Origin of the sequence: Mesorhizobium sp. M8A.F.Ca.ET.208.01.1.1 (genome assembly GCF_004791315.1) — a bacterium.
Lineage (GTDB): Bacteria > Pseudomonadota > Alphaproteobacteria > Rhizobiales > Rhizobiaceae > Mesorhizobium.
Window position 1 is genome coordinate 181687 of the sequence record NZ_SRUT01000004.1, and the last position, 23789, is coordinate 205475.

A 23789-nucleotide genomic window follows, 5' to 3' on the forward strand; every position below is an offset into this window, starting at 1 on the left:
GTACGATATCGCCGCCGTAGCTGAACACTTGCCGCCCCAACAAACAAAAAAGCGGGGCAGGCCCCGCTTTCAATCCGTCTTCCGGGACAAGCCTCAGGCCGGCAGGATTGCGCCTTCCAGCGTGGTGAGCTGGCTGAGGAACTGTTCCGCCTTGCTGCGCGACTGATCGTCCTTGGCGTCGGCCGCGTCTTCCCTGGCTTCCTGGATGCGGCGGGCGAGGTCGGCGCGGTCGACATCCTTCACCGCCACAGCCGATTCCGCCAGCAGCGTGCAGCCGGCCGGGACGATGTCGGCGAAGCCGCCGAACACGACATAGCGTTCTTCGCTGCCCGAGGCATTCTTCACCGTGACGACGCCCGGCTTGATCGTGGTCATGACCGGCGCGTGATGAGCCATGACGGTCATCTCGCCCTCGGCGCCCGGAATGACCACGGATTCGACCTCGGCGGAAACCAGCAGGCGCTCCGGCGAGACCAGTTCGAACTTGAAAGCTTCAGCCATGTCAATTTAGCGAGTAGGGAATAGTGAGTAGGAAGTAGGGAGAGAGGACAACCGCCCCGATCACCCAGCTGCTATTCACTACTGACTACTGACTACTCCCTATTCCCTTGATTAAGCCGCTTCAGCCGCGAGGCGCTGTGCCTTCTCGACCGCTTCGTCGATGCCGCCGACCATGTAGAAGGCGGCTTCCGGCAGGTGGTCATAGTCGCCGTTGCAGAGGCCCTTGAACCCCTTGATGGTATCGGCGAGGTCGACCAGTTTGCCCGGCGCGCCGGTGAACACTTCGGCGACAAAGAACGGCTGCGACAGGAAGCGCTCGATCTTGCGGGCGCGGGCCACGGTCTGCTTGTCCTCTTCCGAGAGCTCGTCCATGCCCAGGATGGCGATGATGTCCTGCAGCGACTTGTAGCGCTGGAGGATCGACTGCACCTGGCGGGCAACGGCATAGTGCTCGTCGCCGACGACCAGCGGGTCGAGCATGCGCGAGGTCGAGTCCAGCGGATCGACAGCCGGATAGATACCCTTTTCGGCGATCGAACGGTTCAGCGTCGTCGTCGCGTCAAGGTGGGCGAACGAGGTCGCCGGCGCCGGGTCGGTCAAGTCGTCGGCCGGCACGTAGATCGCCTGCACCGAGGTGATCGAGCCCTTGGTGGTGGTGGTGATGCGTTCCTGCAGCGCGCCCATGTCCGTGGCGAGCGTCGGCTGATAGCCCACGGCCGACGGGATACGGCCGAGCAGAGCCGACACTTCCGAACCCGCTTGCGTAAAGCGGAAGATGTTGTCGACGAAGAACAGCACGTCCTGGCCCTGGTCGCGGAAATATTCGGCGACCGTCAGGCCGGTCAGGCCGACGCGGGCGCGCGCGCCCGGCGGCTCGTTCATCTGGCCGTACACCAGCGCCGCCTTCGAACCTTCGCCGCCACCCTTCTTGTTGACGCCGGATTCAATGAACTCGTGGTAAAGGTCGTTGCCTTCGCGGGTGCGCTCGCCGACGCCGGCGAACACCGAGTAACCACCATGCGCCTTGGCGATGTTGTTGATCAGTTCCTGGATCAGCACGGTCTTGCCGACGCCGGCGCCGCCGAACAGGCCGATCTTGCCGCCCTTGGCGTAGGGCGCGAGCAGGTCGAGCACCTTGATGCCGGTGATCAGGATCTGCGCTTCCGTCGACTGTTCGATATAGGCCGGAGCCGGCTGGTGGATCGAGCGCAATTCGACCGCGTCGACCGGGCCTGCCTCGTCGACCGGCTCGCCGATGACGTTGATGATACGGCCGAGCATGCCCGGGCCGACCGGCACGGCGATCGGGCCGCCGGTGTCACGCACTTCCTGGCCACGCACCAGGCCTTCGGTGGAGTCCATGGCGATGCAGCGCACGGTGTTTTCACCCAGATGCTGCGCAACTTCGAGCACCAGGCGATTACCGACATTGTTGGTCTCGAGCGCGTTCAGGATCGGCGGCAGATGCTCGCCGAACTGCACGTCGACGACGGCGCCGATGACCTGGCGGACCTTGCCGACAACGCCGGTCGCCTTGGTGGCCACGGCCTGGGTCTTGGCAGCGGCGGCCTTGGCCGGCGCTGCTGCCGCCTTGGCCGGAGCCGCCTTTGCTGCCGGAGCCTTGGCCGCCTTCGCGGGAGCTGCTGCCTTGGGGGCTGCCGTCTTCGGGGTCGCTGCTTTCGCCATCGTCTTTACCCTTTTCGTCCTTTGTTTCTCACGCGGTCCGGTTCGCGGGCCAATGACCCGCTGACCGCGCCTAGAGCGCCTCGGCGCCCGAAATGATTTCGATCAGTTCCTTGGTGATCTGCGCCTGCCGCTGGCGGTTGTAGGTGATCGACAGCTTGTTGATCATCTCGCCGGCGTTGCGCGTCGCATTGTCCATGGCGCTCATCTTGGCGCCCATTTCGCCCGCCGCGTTTTCGAGCAGCGCACGGAATATCTGCACCGCGATGTTGCGCGGGATGAGGTCGGACAGGATTTCGCCCGGCTCCGGCTCATACTCGTAGACGGCGCTGGCGCCATCCGCCGTTTCGGGCTGAGCCGAAGAGGCGGACGCTGCCGGAATGATCTGCTGCGCGGTCGGAACCTGGCTGATCACCGACTTGAACTGCGAGTAGAACAGCGTGCAGACGTCGAAGGCGCCCTCGTTGAACAGATGGATGACCTTGCGGGCGATCGCATCGGCATTGACGAAGCCGAGCGTCTTGACCTCGCGCAGATCGACGCGTTCGATGATCATCGCGGCATAGTCGCGGCGCAGGATGTCGAAACCCTTCTTGCCGACGCAGATGATCTTGACCTGCTTGCCGTCGGCCAGGAGCCTGCGGATATGGTCGCGGGCATGACGGGCGATCTGCGAATTGAAGCCGCCGCACAGGCCACGCTCGGCGGTGCAGACGACGAGCAGATGCACGTCGTCCTTGCCGGTTCCGGTCATCAGCGCCGGGGCATCGCCACCGCCACCGACAGCCTGGGTGATGTTGGCCAGCACGGAACCCATGCGCTCCGAATAGGGACGCGCCGCTTCCGCCGCCTCTTGCGCACGGCGCAGCTTCGCCGCGGCGACCATCTGCATCGCCTTGGTGATCTTCTGCGTCGCCTTGACCGAGGCGATACGGTTACGAAGGTCTTTTAATGAAGGCATGCTTCAAACCTGATCCCGTCTTGTCTCATCCGGACTGGCACTTCGCTCAGGCGAAGGTCTTGGCGAAGGCGTCGATCTCGGCCTTCAGCTTGGCGCGCAGATCATCCGACAGCGCCTTTTCCTTGCGGATGGCGTCAAGCACGTCCTTGCCGGCCGAACGCATGTGGCTGAGCAGGCCGTGCTCGAACTTGCCGACCTGGTTGACCGGCAGCTTGTCGAGATAGCCGTTGACGCCGGCGAAGATCACCGCGACCTGCTCATCCGTCTTCAGCGGCGAGAACTGCGGCTGCTTCAAGAGCTCGGTCAGGCGCGAGCCGCGGTTGAGCAGGCGCTGCGTGGCGGCATCGAGATCCGAGCCGAACTGCGCGAAAGCAGCCATTTCGCGGTACTGCGCGAGCTCGCCCTTGATCGAGCCGGCAACCTGCTTCATCGCCTTGATCTGCGCCGACGAACCGACGCGCGACACCGACAGGCCGACGTTGACGGCCGGACGGATGCCCTGGAAGAACAGGTTGGTTTCGAGGAAGATCTGGCCGTCGGTGATCGAGATCACGTTGGTCGGGATGTAGGCCGACACGTCGTTGGCCTGCGTCTCGATGACCGGCAGCGCGGTCAGCGAACCGCCACCGAGATCGTCGTTGAGCTTGGCGGCGCGCTCGAGCAGGCGCGAGTGCAGGTAGAAGACGTCGCCCGGATAGGCTTCGCGGCCCGGCGGACGGCGCAGCAACAGCGACATCTGGCGATAGGCGACGGCCTGCTTCGACAGATCGTCATAGCTGATCAGCGCATGCATGCCGTTGTCGCGGAAATACTCGCCCATGGTGCAGGCCGTGAACGGCGCCAGGAACTGCATCGGCGCCGGGTCGGAAGCGGTGGCGGCGACGATGATCGAATATTCGAGCGCGCCGCGCTCTTCCAGCACCTTGACGAACTGCGCGACGGTCGAGCGCTTCTGGCCGACGGCGACGTAGACGCAGTAGAGCTTTTCCTTCTCGGGGCCGTTGTCGTGCACCGACTTCTGGTTGAGCATCGTGTCGAGGATGATGGCCGTCTTGCCGGTCTGGCGATCGCCGATGACCAGCTCGCGCTGGCCGCGGCCGACCGGGATCAGCGCATCTATGGCCTTGAGGCCGGTCGACATCGGCTCGTTCACCGACTTGCGCGGGATGATGCCGGGTGCTTTGACGTCGACGCGCTTGCGCTCGACCGCCTTGATCGGGCCCTTGCCGTCGATCGGATTGCCGAGCGCGTCGACGACGCGGCCGAGCAGGCCGGGGCCGACAGGCGCGTCGACGATGGCGCCGGTGCGCTTGACGGTGTCGCCTTCCTTGATGTCGCGGTCGGCGCCGAAGATGACGACGCCGACATTGTCGGCTTCGAGGTTGAGCGCCATGCCGCGGATGCCGCCGGGGAATTCAACCATTTCGCCGGCCTGGACATTGTCGAGGCCGTAGACACGGGCGATACCATCACCGACGGACAGCACCTGTCCGACTTCGGAGACCTCGGCCTCCTTGCCGAAATTCTTGATCTGGTCTTTCAGAATTGCGGAAATTTCCGCGGCGCGGATGTCCATCAGCCGACCTCTTTCAGTGCAAGCTTGAGCGAATTGAGTTTGGTTTTGAGCGACGTATCGATCTGGCGCGAGCCCATCTTGACCACCAGCCCGCCGAGCAGCGACGGGTCAACGGTGACGGAAATGGCTACGTCCTTGCCGGCAACGATTTTCAGCGCCGCCTTGAGTTCGGTCTGCTGGGCCGCGGTCAGCTCATGAGCCGACGTCACTTCGGCCGCAGCCTCGCCACGGGCTTCGGCCGCGATCTGGCGGAACGCCTTGATCATGCCGGGCACCGCGAACAGGCGGCGATTCTTGGCGACGACGCGCAGGAAATTGCCGGTCAGGCCGGTGATGCCTGCCTTGTCGGCGATCGCCGCGATGGCCTTGGCCTGGTCCTCGCTGGAGAACACCGGGCTGTTGATCAGCCGGGTGAGGTCCGCGCTGCCCGCGAGCAGTGCCTCGAAACCGTTGAGGTCGGCCTCGACCTTGGCCACGGAATTTGCTTGCGATGCCAGTTCGAACAGCGAACCGGCATAGCGCTCTGCGACACCTGAGATTGGCGATGACGATTGGGCCACGGACCGTCTTTTCTCTTGTCTGACAGGCCGCAGATTGTTGGCGCGAGCAAAAACTCTGGCTAAATCTTTGACCTTACTGCATTTTTCCAAGCACGGAGGCGCGGCTTCCGCTATCCCCGGCCGAAAGTCGATTGCCGTCTAGCACAGGCATTTTAAGACCGCAATGCGTCGTTCCGCATGGTTTTCAGGCACTATTGTCGCATCCGGCGAAAGATCAGCGTCCTGCGCGCCGGAATACCCTTGGATTCAGGGCACAAAGCCGAAGGCAAAGGCGAGCGGCAAGGCCGCGAGCGCCAATTCCACCACAATGGAAACCCAATTGAAAGGTGTATTGGCGCCATCCGACATCATCGACAGCAGCCGGCCGAAGGCAGTGAACAGCCAGGAGAAGCCGAGCGCCATGTAGACCAGCGGCTGCGCGAGCAGGATGCAGCACAGGCCGACCCCGAGATAGAAGCCCGACATGCGGCCTCGCCCTTCGGCGATCGCCGCCGCCTTCTCGGGTTTCGCCTGCAGGCGCAGGATGCGGAACGCCAGACCCGGCGCCAGGAAAAACAGAAGGCCGAGCAGCACGGTGAAGACCGCGCTCGACCAGGCCAGCCATTCGCCCTGGCTCGTCGGCCATGGAAGCGCAAAATCCATCGTGTCCCTCGAAATGCCTATTTTGAAATCGCGGGCATTCTAGCGGAGGAAAAATGCCGCGCCAGATGGCTCAAGGCACTTTAGGAGACCCGCATCAACCGAGCGCGAATTCCACCGCCGCCTCGGCATGGATGCGGGTCGTGTCGAAAACCGGAATGTCGAAATCGCCCTGGCCAATGAGCATGGTGATCTCAGTGCAGCCCATGATCAGGCTGTCGGCGGCCTCTTCGCGGCGCAGGCGGTTTGCCTCGGCGACATAGGCGGTCTTCGAGGCTTCGGAGACAATGCCCTGGCAAAGCTCGTCATAGATGACGCCATGCACCATGTCGCGGCCGGCCGCATCGGGTACGACCGGTGAGAGGCCGTATTTGTCGGCGAGCCGGCCCTTGTAGAAGTCCTGCTCCATGGTGAACCGCGTTGCCAGCAGCGCCGGCCGCTGCAGCCCCGCGCGCTTGATCGCCAACGCAGTGGCATCCGCGATGTGAATCAGCGGGATCGATACGGCCGCCTGCACCTGGTCGGCCAGCTTGTGCATGGTGTTGGTGCACAAGAGCAGGCCTTGCGCGCCACCGGCCTCGAGCTTGCGCGCGGCATCGACCAGCAGCGCGCCGGCGCCGTCCCAATCACCATGATGCTGCCGCTCGGCGATCTCGGCGAAATCGAACGACCACATGAGAAGCTTGGCCGAGTGCAGGCCACCGAGCCGCTCGCGCACGATCTCGTTGAGCAAGCGGTAGTAGATTGCGGTCGATTCCCAGCTCATGCCGCCGAGCAGGCCAAGGGTTTTCATGTGATCTTTCCGTTTCTCTCGCCGAGACAGCTGTAGCTGAAATTGCGTCGCTACAAAAAGCTCTGCGGGTCGATGTCGACCTGCACCCGGACCGAGCCGCGCTGCTTCGGTCCATTGGCGAGCATGGCCCTGATAAACCCTTGCATGTCGGCGCGCCGTTCGCCCTGGATCAGCAGGCGGAAGCGGTGGCGGCCACCGAGCAGGGACAGCGGCGCTTCCGCCGGCCCGAGCACGAACAGGTCCGACGCCTCGGGCGCCGCGCGGCGCAGGCCGCGGGCATGGCCTTCCGCCTCCGCCCGCGTCACGGCGCTGACGATGACGCCGGCCAGCCGGCCGAAGGGCGGCAAGGCAGCGCGTTCGCGCTCAGAAATCTCACGCTGGTAGAAAGATTCGGCGTCGCCGGAGACGATCGCCCGCATCACCGGATGGTCGGGCTGGAACGTCTGCAGCAGGCCCAGGCTCTTCTTGCCGGTGCGGCCGGCACGGCCGGTCACCTGGCTGAGCAGCTGGAAGGTGCGCTCGGCGGCGCGCGGATCGCCATTGGCAAGGCCGAGATCGGCATCGACGACGCCGACCAGCGTCATATCAGGGAAATTGTGGCCCTTGGCGACCAGTTGCGTGCCGATGACGATATCGGCCTCGCCATTGGCGATTGCCTCCAGTTCCAATCGCAACCGTCGTACACCCCCCATGATATCCGACGACAGCACGATGGTGCGCGCGTCAGGGAAATGCGTGACGACCTCTTCGGCAATGCGCTCGACCCCCGGCCCGCAAGCAACCAGGTGGTCGAGCGTGCCGCATTCCGGGCAGGCTTCGGGGCGGCGCTCATTGTGACCGCAATGATGGCAGACCAATTGCCCGCGAAAGCGGTGTTCGACCAGCCAGGCCGAGCACACCGGGCAGCCGAAGCGATGGCCGCAGACCCGGCACAGCGTCAGCGGCGCGTAGCCGCGCCGGTTGAGGAACAGCAGCGACTGCTCCTTCTTCTCAAGCGTCCGGCGCATATGGTCGATCAGCACCGGCGACAGGAAGCCGCCACGTGCCGGCGGCGCGCGCCGCATGTCGATCGACTTGAGGTCGGGAAGGGCCGCCTCGGCGAAGCGGGCGGAAAGCACAGCCCTGGCATAGCGGCCCTGGCTGGCATTGACCCGGCTCTCGACCGACGGCGTCGCCGACGCCAGGACCACGGGGAAGCCGCGTATATGGCCGCGCACGACGGCCATGTCGCGCGCATTGTAGAAGACGCGGTCTTCCTGCTTGTAGGCGGGGTCGTGTTCCTCGTCGACGACGATAAGGCCAAGCTCCTTGAATGGCAGGAACAGCGCCGAGCGCGCGCCGGCGACGACGCGCACGCCGCCTTCCGCCACTTGCCGCCAGACTTTTTCGCGCATTCGCGGCGGCAGGTCGGAATGCCACTCGGCCGGCTTGGCGCCAAAACGCTGCTGGAAGCGTTCGAGGAAGGCATGCGTCAGCGCGATTTCCGGCAGCAGGATGAGCACTTGGCCGCCCTGCTCGAGCACGGCCGCCACCGCCTCGAAATAGACCTCCGTCTTGCCCGAGCCGGTGACCCCGTCGAGCAACGCGACATTGAACTCGCCAGCCGCGACATTGGCGCGCAGCATCGACGCGGCCTCGTTCTGGTCCGGCATCAGTTCGGGAACGGCATAGCTTGGGTCAGGCGCGGCCACCACCGGGCGCGGCGGGATCATCACCGTCTCGAACACGCCTTGCGCCTTGAGCCCCTCTATCACCGTCGACGACACGCCGGCGGCGTGCGCGAGGCCGGAGCGCGTCCAGGCCAACCCACCCTCGGCCGTCTCCAGCACGCGCGCCCTGGCATCCGTCATCCGGTCGGGCACAAGCAGGGTGCGCTGCAGCCCCTCGATCCAGGGTTCGGGATCAAAGGCCTCTGGCGCCCTGAGCAGCATGCGCGCCACCATGCCCGGCGCCGACAGCGTATATTGCGCCACCCAGTCGACGAAGCGGCGCATGGCGCGGTCGATCGGCGGGCAGTCGAAAACCTGCTCGATCGGGCGCAATTTCCTGGCATCGACCTGCTCGACCGCGCCGTCCCAGACGATGCCGGCGACCTGGCGCGGCCCAAGCGGCACGCGCACGATCGAACCCGGCACCACCCGCATGCCGGCCGGCACGGCATAGGTGTAGGGACGTTCGGCCGGCATCGGCACCAGCACCGGTGCGGCCGCGACAAAGGGCGAATCTTCGATCATGAGGCGTGACCTTGCCCTGACTTTGGTCTAGATCAAAGAGCAACGCTGAACGCGCCTTCCCAAGCACGACGAAATCGTCAGGAGACCCGCCATGAAATTTTTTGCCGACACCGCCGATATCAAAGAGATCAAGGAACTGAACGATCTGGGACTGCTCGATGGCGTCACCACCAATCCCTCGCTGATCCTGAAATCGGGCGGCAAGATCATTGAGGTCACCAAGCAGATCTGCGACATCGTCGAAGGCCCGGTCTCGGCCGAGGTCGTGGCGACCGAGTTCAAGCAGATGATGGCCGAGGCCGAGGTGCTGGCCAAGATCGCGCCCAATATCGCCATCAAGGTGCCGCTGACGCTGGACGGCCTGAAGGCCTGCAAGACCATCCGCACCGAGATGAACCGCATGGTCAACGTTACGCTGTGCTTCTCGGCCAACCAGGCGCTGCTCGCCGCCAAGGCCGGCGCTTCCTTCATCTCGCCCTTCGTCGGCCGCATCGACGACACCGGCTCGGACGGCATGGAACTGATCCAGGAGATCCGCCAGATCTACGACAATTTCGACTTCCAGACCGAAATCCTGACCGCTTCCGTGCGAACGGTGAACCACGTCAAGCAGGCGGCTCTCATCGGCGCCGACGTCATCACCGCGCCGCCGGCGACGCTGAAGGCGCTGGTCAACCATCCGCTGACCGACAAGGGCCTTGCCGCTTTCCTCGCCGACTGGGCCAAGACCGGCCAGAAGATCGGCTGAGCGGTCCGACACCAGATACTAAAAAAGGCCGGGCAACCGGCCTTTTTTACGCGCTGCGGATCAGGGGCAGCCTGCCCGGTCAGTCCGTGCCGTCATCGGGGAGCGCGGCCGCCGGCTGGCGCTTGCCCGCCATGATCTCGCGCTTGCCGACATGGTTCGGCGCCCCGACCAGACCTTCCTTCTCCATCCGTTCGACCAGTGACGCGGCGCGGTTGTAGCCGATGCCGAGGCGGCGCTGGATGTAGGACGTTGAACATTTCTTGTCGCGCAACACCACCTTGACCGCCTCGTCATAGCTGGAATCGCCATCCTCGGCGGCAACGGCTCCCTTGTCGAAGACCGCTCCCTGGTCGCCTTCCTCTTCCTCTTCATCCTCGTCGGCCGTCACCGTCTCCAGATATTCGGGGCGGCCCTGCGCCTTCAGATGCGCCACGACATGCTCGACCTCGGCGTCGGACACGAAGGGGCCGTGCACACGGGCGATGCGCCCGCCGCCCATCATGTGCAGCATGTCGCCCTGGCCGAGCAGCTGTTCGGCGCCCTGCTCGCCCAGGATGGTGCGGCTGTCGATCTTGGAGGTGACCTGGAAGGAGATGCGGGTCGGGAAATTGGCCTTGATCGTGCCGGTGATGACGTCGACCGAAGGCCGCTGCGTCGCCATGATCAGGTGGATGCCGGCGGCCCGCGCCATCTGCGCCAGGCGCTGGATGGCGCCTTCGATCTCCTTGCCGGCGACCATCATCAGGTCGGCCATCTCGTCGACGATGACGACGATGTAGGGCATCGGCGCGAGGTCGATTTCCTGCTGTTCGAACAGCGGTTCGCCGGTGCCCTTCTCGAAGCCGGTCTGCACGGTCATGACGACCGTCTCACCCTTGTCGCGGGCTTGGGCGGCGCGCTCGTTGTAGCCGTCGATGTTGCGCACGCCGAGCCGCGCCATCTTGCGATAGCGGTCCTCCATCTCGCGCACCGCCCATTTGAGCGCGGTAACGGCCTTCTTGGGGTCCGTGACGACAGGGGTCAGAAGGTGCGGGATGCCGTCATAGACGGACAGTTCGAGCATCTTCGGGTCGACCATGATCAGCCGGCATTCTTCCGGCTTCAGCCGGTAGAGCAGCGACAAGATCATGGTGTTGATGGCGACCGACTTGCCGGAGCCGGTGGTGCCGGCGACGAGGAGATGCGGCATCTTCGCCAGCTCGGCAATGACGGGTTCGCCGCCGATCGTCTTGCCAAGGCAAAGCGCCAGCTTGCAGCTGGTCTTGCGGAAGCCCTGCGATTCGATCAGTTCGCGGAAATAGACGGTTTCACGGGTCTCGTTCGGCAACTCGATGCCGATGACATTGCGGCCGGGCACCACGGCGACGCGCGCCGAGACCGCCGACATGGAGCGGGCGATGTCGTCGGCGAGACCAATGACGCGCGAGGATTTGACGCCAGGTGCCGGCTCGAATTCGTAGAGGGTGACGACCGGACCGGGGCGTACGTGGATGATCTCGCCGCGCACGCCGAAATCCTCCAGCACGCTTTCCAGGAGATCGGCATTCTGCTCGAGCCGCTCCTGCGACATGTAGAAGCCTTGGCCCTCGGGTGGCTGCTGCAACAGCTCCTCCGAGGGAAGCTCGTAGCCTTCGCCCGTCTCCGGCTGAGCAACCTTGCCAGCCATGGGCAGCGACGGTGCACGCGCTGCGGGAACGGCTTCGCCCACGCGTTGCACAATCGGCGCCGAGGCGGCGCTGCTTGCGGCAGGTGCGACTGCGGTCGCCATCCGAGCCTGCCGGGCAGCCCTGCCAGCCGGAACGGACGGCTCGGCCACGGCCTTGTTGGAGTTGGCCGGAAAGACGTCGGGCTGGGCGGACGGTGCCTGGCCGGGAAGGCATTCGATGACACGGAACAAGGCGGTGACATCGGCCGCGGCGGACGCGGAGACGTCGGCTCGCGCCGCGGCAAGCGGTGGAGCCGCGACCGGTGCGCGCGGAGCCGGGCTGACCTGCCGGACCGGCGACGTCACATCGACCAGAAGGGGCGCCAGGCCCTCGAAGAAGGCGTGATCCGAAAGATAGGGCCGCCGGGCTTTTTCAGCGGTGGCTGCTTTGGCCGGCGCGCCATTCCCGGCGACGGGTGCCGGACGCGTGGCCGCTGGTGCCGTTGCGGGCACCTTCGGAGCCGCCGGCACAACGCCTTTCGACGTCTCGCCGCCGCGCGCTGGCTGAGCGGACCCGGCCGGTGACGCCCCGCGATGCATGACGGCGCCAGGCCCGGCCTGCTGCGTCGGGAGCGCCTGCGGGCGACCCTCCCCGGCAACCTCGTCCTGCTGGCGATGCTTGGGCTCATAGTCCGGCGTGCGTGTAAAACGCACATTGGGCGCAAGGAAAAAATACTCTTGCCAGGCAGGGCTTTCGGTGTCGCCGCCGAAATCGGCGGCCCGCTCGGAATGACCTGCGTGAGAAGCGCCGGGCTGGCGAACATCCGCCTTGCCGCGCGGGCCGCCGGAACGCTCTCCTTGGGGGTCATCGGGCGAAACTGCGTGCAACGAATTGACCCGAGAAAAACGCCTGGCTTCCATGCTCAAGACTCACTGTGAAATGTCTGCTGAGCAATAGGGAGCGAGTGGTTAACAGTTGCTTCCTGTCAGCGTCGCTGGAGCGATCGAGACGCATCTTTCGCGGCGACGCCGCACGATGAGGATTCGAGCAGCCGATCGTGTTTCCACGACCGGTTGCTCATCCGAATGCGGCTATTGGAAAAAGGGCGAGCCTTTGCTCGCGTGACAACCAGCGGGCGGAGATTTACATGCCGCCAAACAGCACGGCTGCCGACGAGTCCGATCGCCGGGAACAGGAAATGCGATCAAGGAGAGAGGGGCGATTCGGCCTCTTCTGATGCGGCGACTCGCGCTAGCTGGCCGTCTTGCCGTGCCGGGCCAGATCCTGGGCGATGGACAGTTGCAGGGCTTCGGCCAGTTCGCGCGCGGCACGGTTCTCGGCGTCGATCTGCGCCCGGTAGGAAGCAAACTCCTGACGCGGCCTGTCGAAGGACGAGGTGATCGCCCGCTTGCCGACCGCGATCACCGCGCCGGTTTTCGCATCGGTTAGCGTGTAGCCGGCGGTCAGTGTCACCGAACCGGCGGTCGGCTCGTCTTGATCGGTTCCAACCTGGACCAGCGCCGAGGATTCAACGGCTTCGGTCACGCCGAGATCGAGCGAATAAAGCGGCGAGGCCGGTTCGCCGGCGCCGCGCCCGAACCCGAAGATCAGATTGTTGCGCACCTGCTGGGCATAACGCGTCCGGACCGGCTTGACGGCAATCGACGCCAGCTCGGCATTGGCGGTCGAGCCGGTCGACAGCGGCGCGCTGGAATAGAGCGGCCGCACCTGGCAGGCCGAGACGAGCGCAAGCGAACCGACAAGACCGGCAAGCGCGATGCGGCGCAGCAGACCGCTCAACTCTGTCTTTTCCCGATCAGGCAACGACATTGACGATCCTCTGCGGCACGATGATCACCTTGCGCGGAGCCTTACCTTCAAGTGCTTTCTGCACGAAGTCGAGAGCCAAGACCGCTTTTTCGACCGCACCTTGGTCCGCGTCGCGGGCAATTGTCAAATCGCCCCGCTTCTTGCCGTTGACCTGCACCGGATAGGTGACTTCGTTGTCGACGACCAGCGCCGGATCGAAGACCGGCCACGGCCGTTCGGCGAGCAGATCGGTGCCGCCCAGCACCTCCCAGCACTCTTCGGCAAGGTGCGGCATCACGGGCGCGATCAGATGCACCATGATCTCCACGGCCTCGCGGCAGGCGCTTTTCAGCGCCGTATCAGCCTTGCCTTCCGTCACCTCGTTGAGCGGAGTGGTCAGCGCGTTGGCCAGTTCATAGATGCGGGCGATGGCACGGTTGAAGGCGAGCTTCTCGATGTCTTCGCCGACCGCCTTCAGGATTTTGTGCGCGGCCTTGGAAACCGCTCCGGCGTCGCCATCATTGGCGGCCTTCGGTGCGATGCCTGCCAGCGTCTCGGCCGCCGTCGACACCAGCCGCCAGATGCGCTGCATGAAGCGATGCGCGCCGGCCGCACCATCGTCGGTCCACTCGACATCGCGTTCGGGCGGCGAATCCGACAGCATGAACCAGCGCGCCGTGTCGGCGCCGTAGCCATCGGTGATGTCTTCCGGGCTCACCGTGTTCTTCTTCGACTTCGACATCTTTTCGAGCGGGCCGATGGTGACCGCCTCGCCGGTGGCGATGTCGATGGCGCGGCGCTTGCCGTCGACATCCTCCAGCCGCACTTCGGCCGGCGCCAGCCAGCGGCCGTTCGATGCCGAACCGACACGGTAGGTTTCGTGCACGACCATGCCTTGCGTGAACAGGCCCTTGAACGGCTCGGCCAGGTCGACATGGCCGGTCTCGCGCATGGCGCGGGTGAAGAAGCGTGAATAGAGCAGATGCAGGATCGCATGCTCGATGCCGCCAATATACTGGTCGACCGCCAGCCACTCGTTCGCTGCCTTGGGATCGGTCGGGTCATGCGCCCACGGCGCTGTGAAGCGGGCGAAATACCAGGACGAATCGACGAACGTGTCCATCGTATCGGTTTCACGGCGCGCGTCCTTGCCGCATTGCGGGCACTTCACATGCCGCCAGGTCGGGTGACGGTCGAGCGGATTGCCCGGCCGGTCGAAATCGACATCGTCCGGCAGCTTGACCGGCAGGTCGGCCTTCGGCACCGGCACCACGCCGCAATCCTCGCAATGGATCATCGGGATCGGGCAGCCCCAGTAACGTTGCCGCGAAATGCCCCAGTCGCGCAGGCGGAAGTTCACCTTGCGCTCGGCCATGGGGCGATTACCGATGGTCTTTTGTTCCAGCAGCCTGGCGACCTCGTCGAAAGCCCGGTCCGGAGTCATGCCATCAAGGAAGCGCGAGTTGATCATCGCCCCATTGTCGGTATAGGCCACGTCGATCACCTGGAAAGCCGACGGGTCCTCGCCGTCCGGCATCACCACGGGCACCACCGGCAAGCCGTATTTGTTGGCGAAGTCGAGGTCGCGCTGGTCATGCGCCGGGCAGCCGAAGATGGCGCCGGTGCCATATTCCATCAGCACGAAATTGGCGACATAGACCGGCAGCGTCCAAGTACCGTCGAAGGGATGGACGACGCGGATGCCGGTGTCGAAGCCCTTCTTCTCAGCCGTCTCCAGCGCCGCCACCGAAGTGCCCATATGGCGGACTTCGTCGATGAATTTCGCCAGCGCCGGATTGGTCTCGGCGGCCTTTTTGGCCAGCGGATGATCGGCGGCGATCGCCATGAACGAGGCGCCGAAAATGGTATCGGGCCGCGTCGTGTAGACCTCAAGCTCGTGCTCGCCGGCAATTTCCGAGGCCAGCGGCCAGCGGATCAGCAGACCTTCCGAACGGCCGATCCAGTTCTGCTGCATCAGCTTCACTTTTTCGGGCCATTCGTCGAGGCCGTCGAGCGAATCCAGCAGGTCCTGCGCGAAATCGGTGATTTTGAAGAACCACTGCGTCAATTCGCGCTGCTCGACCAGCGCGCCGGAGCGCCAGCCGCGTCCGTCGATGACCTGCTCGTTGGCGAGCACCGTCATGTCCTCCGGGTCCCAGTTGACCTTGGAGGATTTGCGCGTCACCAGCCCCTTCTCGACGAAGTCGAGGAACAGCATCTGCTGGCGGTGGTAGTAATCGACATCGCAGGTGGCGAATTCGCGCGCCCAGTCCAGCGACAGGCCCATCACCTTGAGCTGCTCGCGCATGGTGGCGATGTTCTGGTAGGTCCACTCCTTGGGATGAACCTTGTTCTGCATGGCGGCGTTTTCGGCCGGCATGCCGAAGGCGTCCCAGCCCATCGGATGCAGCACGTTGAAGCCCTTGGCCCGCTTGTAACGCGCCACCACGTCGCCCATCGTATAGTTGCGGGTGTGGCCGATATGGATCCGCCCCGACGGATAGGGGAACATTTCCAGCACGTAGTATTTCGGGCGCGGATCGTCATTGTGCGCTTCGAAAAGCTTCTTTTCGGCCCAGGCCTTCTGCCATTTGGGTTCTGACGCGCGCGGATTGTATCGTTCGGTTGCCATGGGACGTTTTTCACTTAAAAGCATGCGGACTGCGGGCAAGAGCCCGGCAGTTCACGAAATGTGGTCCGGGTGTTCACCATGGTTTGGCAAACCCGTCAACCATATGGGCATCGCGGCGGTCAAAAACGCGGGTCAAAACAGCGGGATTTGCATATGGGCGACACCGTTCAGCAGTTTTTCGCGGTCAAGGCGAGGATCGCCGCCGCCGAGCAGGAGGCTGGCCGTGAAGCCGGCGCGGTGACGCTGGTCGCGGTCTCCAAGACCTTCGACGCCGTCGATATCCAACCGGTGATCGAGGCCGGCCAGCGCGTCTTCGGCGAGAACCGCGTCCAGGAAGCACAAGGCAAATGGCTTTACCTGAAGGAGGCCTTCCCCAACATTGAATTGCACCTGATCGGCCCACTGCAGTCGAACAAGGCCAAGGAGGCGGTGGCACTGTTCGACGTCATAGAAACGGTGGATCGCGAAAAGATCGCCGCCGAACTCGCCAAGGAAATTGCCCGGCAAGGCCGGGCGCCAAAACTCTATGTCCAGGTGAATACCGGTTCCGAACAGCAAAAGGCCGGCATCGAACCGCGCGAGGCGGTCGCCTTCGTCAAACGCTGCCGGGACGTCCACGGCCTCACCATCGAAGGCCTGATGTGCATCCCGCCGGCCGACGAGAATCCCGGTCCGCACTTCGCCTTACTGGAGAAGCTCGGCAAGGAAGCCGGCGTCGCCAGACTGTCGATGGGCATGTCGGGCGATTACGAAACGGCGATCGCCTTTGGCGCCACCAGCATACGAGTCGGCTCCGCCATCTTCGGCAGCCGCTAGCCGTTGGGCCAGATCAACGAGGTCGCTGCACCAGCACTGGAAACGAAACGTACCGTTCTTATTTGTTTCGTGTCATCACACATTTCTCTGGAGCTTTCGCCATGCGCTACAATCAGCTTGGAAATACCGGGCTTTTCGTTTCCGAACTTTGCCTCGGCACCATGACCTTCGGCGCCGCCGGCCAGAACGCCCAATGGGGCCTGATCGCCAGCCTCGACCAGAAGGGCGTCAACGAGATTGTCGGCCACTCGATCGCCGCCGGCGTCAACTTTTTCGACACGGCGGACGTCTATTCGTTCGGCGAGTCCGAACGCCTGCTCGGCCAGTCGCTCCGGGATCTCGGCATTGCCAGGTCGAGCGTGGTCATCGCCACCAAGGTCCATGCCGCCACGGGCGACGGGCCGAACCAGCGCGGCTCCTCGCGCGGCCACATCATGGATTCGGTCGATGCCAGCCTCGAACGGCTGCAGCTCGACCATATCGATCTCTATCAGTTGCACGGCACCGACGCTGTGACGCCGATCGACGAAACGCTGCGGGCACTCGATGATCTCGTCTCCAGCGGCAAGGTCCGCTATGTCGGCGTGTCCAACTGGCAGGCCTGGCGCATCGCCAAGGCGCTCGGCATCGCCGACCGCAAGGGCTTTGCCGGCTTCGAGACCATCCAGTCCTATTATTCGATCGCCGGCCGCGACCTCGAACGCGAGATCGTGCCGCTGATCAACGAGGAGAAGCTCGGCCTGATGGTGTGGTCGCCGATGGCCGGCGGCCTGCTCTCCGGCAAATACGGCCCTGGCGCGCCGGGCAATGGCGAGGGTCGCCGCGCCTCCTTCAACTTCCCGCCGGTCAACGAGGAGCGCGCCTGGGCAGCGGTCGCCGTCATGCGCGAGGTCGCCAGGAAGCATGATGTCAGCGTCGCCACCGTGGCGCTCGGCTATGTCCTGGCCAAGCCTTTCGTCATGAGCGTGATCATCGGCGCCAGCCGCATGGAGCAGCTCGAACAAAACCTCGCCGCCACCAGCCTCAAGCTCGATGCCGACGATCTCGCCAGGCTGGATGAGGTGAGCGCCTTGCCGGCCGAATATCCCGGCTGGATGGTCGAGCGCCAGGGCGCCGGCCGGCGTCCGGCGCCCTTCGTCCCTAAGGCATAGCCTGCGGGAAAGCCGGCCTTTTCGAAGCCGCGTATCCCATGGACGCGCGGCTCCAACTACAGCCGAACCGTCTCGGCCAGGAAATCGAGAAAGGCCCGCACCCGTGCCGGCAGATGGCGGCCTTGGCCGACATAGACGGCGTGCGTCGCCTCCTCGTCGCCCGGGTTGAAATCCTCCAGCAGCGGCACCAGCCGCCCGGCGGCGATATCGGCCGCCACATGCCAGCGCGCCAGCCGGGAAATGCCCACCCCGGCCAGCGTCATCAGCCGCATTGCCTCGCCATCGCTGACCAGCGCGTTGCCGGTGATCGGGATCATGACGGCATTGCCCTGCGCGTCGAGGAACGGCCAGCCGTCAATATGCCTGACGAAGCCGAAGCCCATCCGGTTGTGTGTGTCGAGATCGGCTGGCGTCAGCGGCGTGCCATGCGGCTCGAGGTAGGAAGGGGCCGCAACGAGGACCACCGGGCTCTGCCCGAGCTTGCGCGCCACCAGCCGTGATTCGCCGAGCGGCCCGGCCCGGATCGCTACATCGGCGCGTTCGGCCATCAGGTCGATGACACTGTCGGTCAGCACCAGATCGACCGAGATTTCGGGATAGCGTTCGAGGAAGCGCGGCAGCAGCGGGATCAGCCGGTGCACCCCGAACGGCACGTAGGTGTTGACGCGCAGCCGCCCGCGCGGCGCGGCGCCCGCGGCCGCCTCACGCTCCGCCGCCGCCATGTCGGCAAGGATGCGTAGCCCGCTTTCATAAAACGCCGCCCCTTCCGGCGTCAGCAGCAGCTTGCGCGTCGAGCGGCTGACCAGCCGCGCGCCAAGCCGGGCTTCCAGCCGCGCGATCAGCTTGCTGACGGCCGACGGCGTCATGCGCAGCGCGCGCGCCGCGGCGGAAAAGCTGCCTGCCTCGACAACGCGCACGAAGACTTCGATCTCGCCGGAACGGTTTATGTCGGGTCTGGCCATCTGTGAATCTATTTCACAGAAAATATGCCCTGATCAAGTCTGGTTCACAGCACTCGGCAACACGATCTTCCCGGTCGGGGCGCGGGTTGGACAGGCGCTCATCGCCTGAACGGCCCGTCTTTCAAAGTGGAAACGCCATGCCTCTTGCTCTCTACGCCCTCGCCGCCGGTGCCTTTGGCATCGGTGTCACCGAATTCGTCATCATGGGCCTGCTCATCGATGTCAGTAAGGATCTTGGTGTGTCGATCTCGGCCGCCGGCCAATTGATCTCGGGTTATGCGCTCGGTGTCGTCATCGGTGCACCCCTGTTGACCATCGCCACCGGCAACTGGCCGCGCAAAACCGTGCTGCTGGCGCTGATGGCGATCTTCACGATTGGCAACCTCGCCTGTGCGCTGGCGCCCGATTACTGGACGCTGATGGGTGCCCGCATCATCACCGCCTTTGCCCATGGCACTTTCTTCGGCGTTGGCTCGGTGGTCGCCACTGGTCTGGTCGCGCCCAACAGGAAGGCTTCGGCGATCGCGCTGATGTTCACCGGCCTGACCATCGCCAACATCCTCGGCGTACCTTTCGGCACCTGGCTCGGCCAGGCTTTTGGCTGGCGCGCGACCTTCTGGGCAGTGACCGCGGTCGGCCTCGCGGCCTTCGCCGTCATCCTGGCCCTGGTGCCGCGTGGCCAGGCGACGCCGGAGAAGAGCGACTTGCGCGCCGATCTCGCCGTGCTGCGCCGAACGCCCGTCCTGCTCGGCCTCGCCACTACGGTGCTCGGCTATGCCGGCGTCTTCGCCGTCTTCACCTACATCGCTCCGTTGCTCACCGAGATCAGCGGCTTCGGGGAAGCAGCCGTGTCGCCGATTCTGCTCGTCTTCGGCGGTGGCCTCATCGCCGGCAATCTCGCAGGCGGCAAGGTCGCCGATCGCTGGCTGGTGCCGGCGGTGCTCGGCAGTCTCGTGGTGCTGGCGCTGGTGCTTGCCACGATGAGCTTCGCCATCCACAGCCAGGTCATGGCCGTGATCTATGTCGGCCTGCTCGGTGCGGCCGCCTTCGCCACCGTGGCGCCACTGCAGATGTGGGTGCTGGAAAAGGCGCAAGGCGCCGGCCAAAGCCTGGCCTCATCGTTCAACATCGCCGCCTTCAATCTCGGCAATGCCGCCGGCGCCTGGCTTGGCGGCGCGGTCATCGCCCATGGCCTTGGACTGGGTTCGCTCACTTGGGTCGCTGCCCTGCTGCCGCTCGCGGCACTCGCCGTGGCCGGACTGGCGCTGCGCCTCGATCGCGGCGCCACATCAGGCGCGCCCGCCTCCGTCCGGTTGTGACATCAGCCGACATCCGAATCGCCTCACTTCTTCACAAACCACCAGGAGCAAGAAAATGGACTATCGACGTCTCGGCGCATCGGGTTTGAAAGTCCCGGCGCTTTCATTCGGCGCCGGAACCTTCGGCGGATCCGGCCCACTGTTCGGCGCCTGGGGCAACAGCGACGCGCAAGAAGCGCGGCGGCTTATCGACATCTGCCTCGAGGCCGGCGTCAACCTCTTCGACACCGCCGACGTCTATTCGAACGGCGCCTCGGAAGAGGTGCTCGGCGAGGCGATAAAAGGCCGCCGCGACGCCGTTCTGATCTCGACCAAGACCGCGCTGCCGATGGGCGACGGCCCGGCCGACCACGGCTCGTCACGCTCGCGGCTGATCAAGTCGGTCGATGCCGCGCTGAAGCGTCTCGGCACCGACTATATCGACCTGCTGCAGCTGCACGCCTTCGATGCCGGGACGCCGATCGAGGAAGTTCTGGCGACGTTGGACGGCCTCGTTCGCTCCGGCAAGCTGCGTTATGTCGGTGTTTCCAACTTCTCCGGCTGGCAAGTGATGAAGTCGCTCGGCTTGGCGCAGACGCACGGCTACCCACGCTATGTCGCGCACCAGGTCTACTATTCGCTGCTCGGCCGCGACTATGAATGGGAGCTGATGCCGCTCGGCCTCGACCAGGGCGTCGGCGCGTTGGTGTGGAGTCCGCTCGGCTGGGGCCGCCTGACCGGCAAGATCCGCCGTGGCCAGCCCTTGCCGGAAAAGAGCCGCCTGCACGAGACCGCGAGCTTCGGCCCGCCGGTCGAGGACGAACATCTCTACAGGGTCATGGAGGCGCTTGACGCGGTGGCTGAGGAGACCGGCAAGACGGTTCCGCAAATCGCCATCAACTGGCTGCTGCAGCGCCCGACCGTTTCATCTGTTATCATCGGCGCCCGCAACGAGGAGCAACTGCGCCAGAACCTCGGCGCCGTCGGTTGGACGCTGACGCCGGAGCAGGTCAAAAAACTCGACGCGGCAAGCGAGGTCACCGCGCCCTACCCGTACTTCCCCTATCGGCGGCAGGAAGGCTTTGCCCGGCTGAACCCGCCGGCGGTGTGATTGATAGGCGCTAACAGGTTACGTCGCGGGACAGCGCCCCCCTCTGTCCTGCCGGACTGTCCGGCAGGACAGAGGGGGGCGCCGTAGGACGCCTTCCTCGACAGCCATCGTCGCCCTATCCGACCCTCAGTGCAGGACGAACTCTCCATCCACCTTGCGCCATTCATTCGGGGCGATCAGCTTCTGGTGCGTATAGACCACCGAATGCAGCGGCCCATCCAGCTTGGCTTTCCAGAATTCGATGAACCGGATCAGCACTGGGAACTTCGGAGCGATGTCGTAGTCCTGCCAGACGAAGCTCTGCAGAAGATGCGGGTGGTCGGGAAAATGATAAAGAATCTTGGCCGTGGTCAGGCCGTAGCCTTTGAGCATCAGGTCCATTTCAAGATGGTCGCGCATTGCGGTCCCCAAGGTTGATTCTCCTTTCCTCCCAGGCACCAATTGTGCGCGCCGTTACTTAACTGTCTATTGATTTTTCTTGATCGCAAAACGAACTTTTCCCACAAAAACATGCAGTTAGCAGCGAACCGTTTCGAGTGCTGACAGTCTCGAAAAGCGCCCCTGCGGCATCCCGCCGCGCGAATCCAACGTCTAATGTTGCCGTCGCGGCGGAACTGGTAATAATGCCGCCGAATTCGCGGCTGCGTCGCCGCGATCCCGCAGGCGTTTCAAGCTGGCGGATTGGTTCGGGAGGAAAGCCAAGAAATGTCCGAGGTTCATGTCCATCGCGTCAAGCCGGCGTGGAAGAAGAACGCCCTGATCGACAATGACACCTACCTAAAATGGTATGCCGACAGCGTGAAAAACCCGGACAAGTTCTGGGGCAAGCACGGCAAGCGCATCGACTGGTTCAAGCCCTTCTCCAAGGTTAAGAACACCTCCTTCGACGGCAAGGTCTCCATCAAGTGGTTCGAGGATGGCCAGACCAATGTCTCGTACAATTGCATCGACCGCCACCTGAAGAAGCGCGGTGACCAGACCGCCATCATCTGGGAAGGCGACAACCCTTACGACGACAAGAAAATCACCTACAGCGAGCTCTACGAGCATGTCTGCCGGCTCGCCAATGTGATGAAGAAGCACGGCGTCAAGAAAGGCGACCGCGTCACCATCTACATGCCGATGATCCCGGAGGCGGCCTACGCGATGCTGGCCTGCACGCGTATCGGCGCCATCCATTCGGTCGTCTTCGGCGGCTTTTCGCCGGATGCGCTTGCCGGCCGCATCGTCGACTGCGAATCGACCTTCGTCATCACATCGGATGAAGGCCTGCGTGGAGGAAAACCCATTCCTCTCAAGGACAACACCGACAAGGCGATCGACATCGCCGCCAAGCACCACGTCATGGTCAAGAACGTCGTGGTCGTGCGCCGCACGGGCGCCAAGATCGGCTGGGCGCCGGGCCGCGATGTCTGGTATCACGACGAAGTCGCGACGGTGAAGTCCGAGTGCAAGCCGGAGAAGATGAAGGCGGAAGATCCGCTGTTCATCCTCTACACGTCGGGCTCGACCGGCAAGCCGAAAGGCGTGCTGCACACCACCGCCGGCTATCTCGTCTATGTGTCGATGACGCACCAATATGTCTTCGACTATCATGACGGCGACATCTACTGGTGCACCGCCGATGTCGGCTGGGTGACCGGCCACAGCTACATCGTCTACGGGCCACTCGCCAACGGCGCCACCACGCTGATGTTCGAAGGTGTGCCGAACTACCCCTCACAGTCACGCTTCTGGGAGGTCATCGACAAGCACAAGGTCAACATCTTCTACACCGCGCCCACGGCGCTGCGCGCGCTGATGGGCGCCGGCAACGACCCGGTGAAGAAGACGTCGCGCAAGTCGCTGCGCGTGCTGGGCTCCGTCGGCGAGCCGATCAACCCGGAAGCCTGGGAGTGGTATTTCAACGTCGTCGGCGACGGCAAGGTGCCGATCGTCGACACATGGTGGCAGACCGAAACCGGCGGCATCCTGATCACGCCGCTGCCCGGCGCCACCGACCTCAAGCCGGGTTCGGCGACGCGGCCCTTCTTCGGCGTCAAGCCGCAGCTGGTCGACGGCGAGGGCAAGGTGGTGGAGGGTGCGGCCGATGGCAATCTCTGCATCACCGATTCCTGGCCCGGCCAGATGCGCACCGTCTATGGCGATCACGACCGCTTCGTGCAGACCTATTTCTCGACCTACAAGGGCAAGTATTTCACCGGCGACGGCTGCCGCCGCGATGCGGACGGCTATTACTGGATCACCGGCCGCGTCGACGACGTCATCAACGTCTCCGGCCACCGCATGGGTACCGCCGAGGTCGAATCGGCGCTGGTCAGCCATGAGAAAGTCTCGGAAGCCGCAGTCGTCGGCTATCCCCATGATATCAAGGGCCAGGGCATCTACAGCTACGTCACCTTGATGAGGGGCGTCGAAGCGACCGAAGATCTGCGCAAGGAACTTGTCGCCCATGTCCGCAAGGAGATCGGCGCCATCGCCACGCCCGACAAGATCCAGTTCGCGCCCGGCCTGCCCAAGACCCGCTCGGGCAAGATCATGCGCCGCATCCTGCGCAAGATCGCCGAGGACGATTTCGGCGCCCTTGGCGACACCTCGACGCTTGCCGATCCGGCCGTGGTCGACGACCTCGTCGCCAACCGGCAGAACAAGAAGGGCTGACGCCGGCC

The 23789-nt window shown here is 64.4% G+C and carries 19 protein-coding genes; 6 read left to right on the top strand and 13 right to left on the bottom strand.

Features of this window, described 5'->3' with window-relative positions; genetic code table 11:
* Window positions 1–93: 93 nt before the first annotated feature.
* The 8 genes from EN851_RS20385 to EN851_RS20420 all read right to left on the bottom strand — a co-directional run bounded on the left by EN851_RS20385 (window position 94) and on the right by EN851_RS20420 (window position 8947).
* Window positions 94–501 (bottom strand): F0F1 ATP synthase subunit epsilon, encoded by a 408-nt coding sequence (locus EN851_RS20385; protein WP_127873378.1) that lies wholly within the window; start codon window positions 499–501, stop codon window positions 94–96.
* 111 nt (window positions 502–612) lie between these two features.
* Complete coding sequence (atpD, locus tag EN851_RS20390) at window positions 613–2187, bottom strand: F0F1 ATP synthase subunit beta (protein WP_167531538.1); 1575 nt, start codon at window positions 2185–2187, stop codon at window positions 613–615.
* A gap of 70 nt (window positions 2188–2257) precedes the next feature.
* Window positions 2258–3145 (bottom strand): F0F1 ATP synthase subunit gamma, encoded by an 888-nt coding sequence (locus tag EN851_RS20395; RefSeq protein WP_127275642.1) that lies wholly within the window; start codon window positions 3143–3145, stop codon window positions 2258–2260.
* A gap of 46 nt (window positions 3146–3191) precedes the next feature.
* Entirely contained in the window at window positions 3192–4721 is a 1530-nt protein-coding gene (gene atpA, locus EN851_RS20400) for a F0F1 ATP synthase subunit alpha (protein ID WP_135929930.1), read from the bottom strand.
* The gene (locus EN851_RS20405; RefSeq protein WP_135929931.1) at window positions 4721–5281 is read right to left on the bottom strand and encodes a F0F1 ATP synthase subunit delta; all 561 of its coding nucleotides are present in this window, start codon (window positions 5279–5281) and stop codon (window positions 4721–4723) included. The genes atpA and EN851_RS20405 overlap by 1 nt, the downstream gene beginning before the upstream one ends.
* Window positions 5282–5527: 246 nt before the next feature.
* The gene (locus EN851_RS20410; protein WP_127275645.1) at window positions 5528–5923 is read right to left on the bottom strand and encodes a DUF4345 family protein; all 396 of its coding nucleotides are present in this window, start codon (window positions 5921–5923) and stop codon (window positions 5528–5530) included.
* A 94-nt stretch (window positions 5924–6017) separates the two neighbouring features.
* The gene (locus EN851_RS20415; RefSeq protein ID WP_135929932.1) at window positions 6018–6713 is read right to left on the bottom strand and encodes an aspartate/glutamate racemase family protein; all 696 of its coding nucleotides are present in this window, start codon (window positions 6711–6713) and stop codon (window positions 6018–6020) included.
* A gap of 50 nt (window positions 6714–6763) precedes the next feature.
* Window positions 6764–8947: a primosomal protein N' gene (locus EN851_RS20420; protein WP_135929933.1), complete on the bottom strand. Its 2184-nt coding sequence runs from the start codon at window positions 8945–8947 to the stop codon at window positions 6764–6766.
* A 91-nt stretch (window positions 8948–9038) separates the two neighbouring features.
* Here EN851_RS20420 and fsa point away from each other — a divergent pair, with 91 nt between their 5' ends.
* Window positions 9039–9695, top strand: a complete 657-nt coding sequence (fsa, locus tag EN851_RS20425) for a fructose-6-phosphate aldolase (protein WP_135929934.1) — start codon at window positions 9039–9041, stop codon at window positions 9693–9695.
* Between the two features lie 79 nt (window positions 9696–9774).
* Here fsa and EN851_RS20430 read toward each other — a convergent pair whose 3' ends face one another.
* The 3 genes from EN851_RS20430 to leuS form a co-directional block, all read right to left on the bottom strand.
* On the bottom strand, window positions 9775–12261 hold the full coding sequence (locus EN851_RS20430; RefSeq protein WP_135929935.1) for a DNA translocase FtsK: 2487 nt from the start codon (window positions 12259–12261) through the stop codon (window positions 9775–9777).
* Between the two features lie 331 nt (window positions 12262–12592).
* Window positions 12593–13171: an LPS assembly lipoprotein LptE gene (gene lptE / locus EN851_RS20435; protein ID WP_127279371.1), complete on the bottom strand. Its 579-nt coding sequence runs from the start codon at window positions 13169–13171 to the stop codon at window positions 12593–12595.
* Window positions 13158–15782 (bottom strand): leucine--tRNA ligase, encoded by a 2625-nt coding sequence (gene leuS / locus EN851_RS20440; RefSeq protein ID WP_127873374.1) that lies wholly within the window; start codon window positions 15780–15782, stop codon window positions 13158–13160. The genes lptE and leuS overlap by 14 nt, the downstream gene beginning before the upstream one ends.
* A gap of 153 nt (window positions 15783–15935) precedes the next feature.
* Between leuS and EN851_RS20445 the strand changes: the two genes are divergently transcribed.
* The gene (locus EN851_RS20445; RefSeq protein WP_135929936.1) at window positions 15936–16598 is read left to right on the top strand and encodes a YggS family pyridoxal phosphate-dependent enzyme; all 663 of its coding nucleotides are present in this window, start codon (window positions 15936–15938) and stop codon (window positions 16596–16598) included.
* Between the two features lie 101 nt (window positions 16599–16699).
* Complete coding sequence (locus EN851_RS20450; RefSeq protein ID WP_135929937.1) at window positions 16700–17749, top strand: aldo/keto reductase; 1050 nt, start codon at window positions 16700–16702, stop codon at window positions 17747–17749.
* Between the two features lie 56 nt (window positions 17750–17805).
* On the opposite strand, the gene EN851_RS20455 is transcribed toward EN851_RS20450, so the two are convergent.
* Window positions 17806–18711, bottom strand: a complete 906-nt coding sequence (locus EN851_RS20455; RefSeq protein WP_127873371.1) for a LysR family transcriptional regulator — start codon at window positions 18709–18711, stop codon at window positions 17806–17808.
* Window positions 18712–18848: 137 nt separating this feature from the next.
* On the opposite strand from EN851_RS20455, the gene EN851_RS20460 reads away from it, so the two are divergent.
* Together EN851_RS20460 and EN851_RS20465 are read left to right on the top strand one after the other, a co-directional pair.
* Entirely contained in the window at window positions 18849–20030 is a 1182-nt protein-coding gene (locus tag EN851_RS20460; RefSeq protein ID WP_127277733.1) for an MFS transporter, read from the top strand.
* Between the two features lie 55 nt (window positions 20031–20085).
* Window positions 20086–21120: an aldo/keto reductase gene (locus EN851_RS20465; protein WP_127277734.1), complete on the top strand. Its 1035-nt coding sequence runs from the start codon at window positions 20086–20088 to the stop codon at window positions 21118–21120.
* 126 nt (window positions 21121–21246) lie between these two features.
* Here EN851_RS20465 and EN851_RS20470 read toward each other — a convergent pair whose 3' ends face one another.
* Complete coding sequence (locus tag EN851_RS20470) at window positions 21247–21519, bottom strand: usg protein (RefSeq protein WP_023784217.1); 273 nt, start codon at window positions 21517–21519, stop codon at window positions 21247–21249.
* 306 nt (window positions 21520–21825) lie between these two features.
* Here EN851_RS20470 and acs point away from each other — a divergent pair, with 306 nt between their 5' ends.
* Window positions 21826–23781 carry an acetate--CoA ligase gene (gene acs, locus EN851_RS20475; RefSeq protein ID WP_127873370.1) on the top strand — a complete coding sequence of 652 codons (1956 nt, stop codon included), beginning with the start codon at window positions 21826–21828 and terminating at the stop codon, window positions 23779–23781.
* Window positions 23782–23789 lie beyond the last annotated feature (8 nt).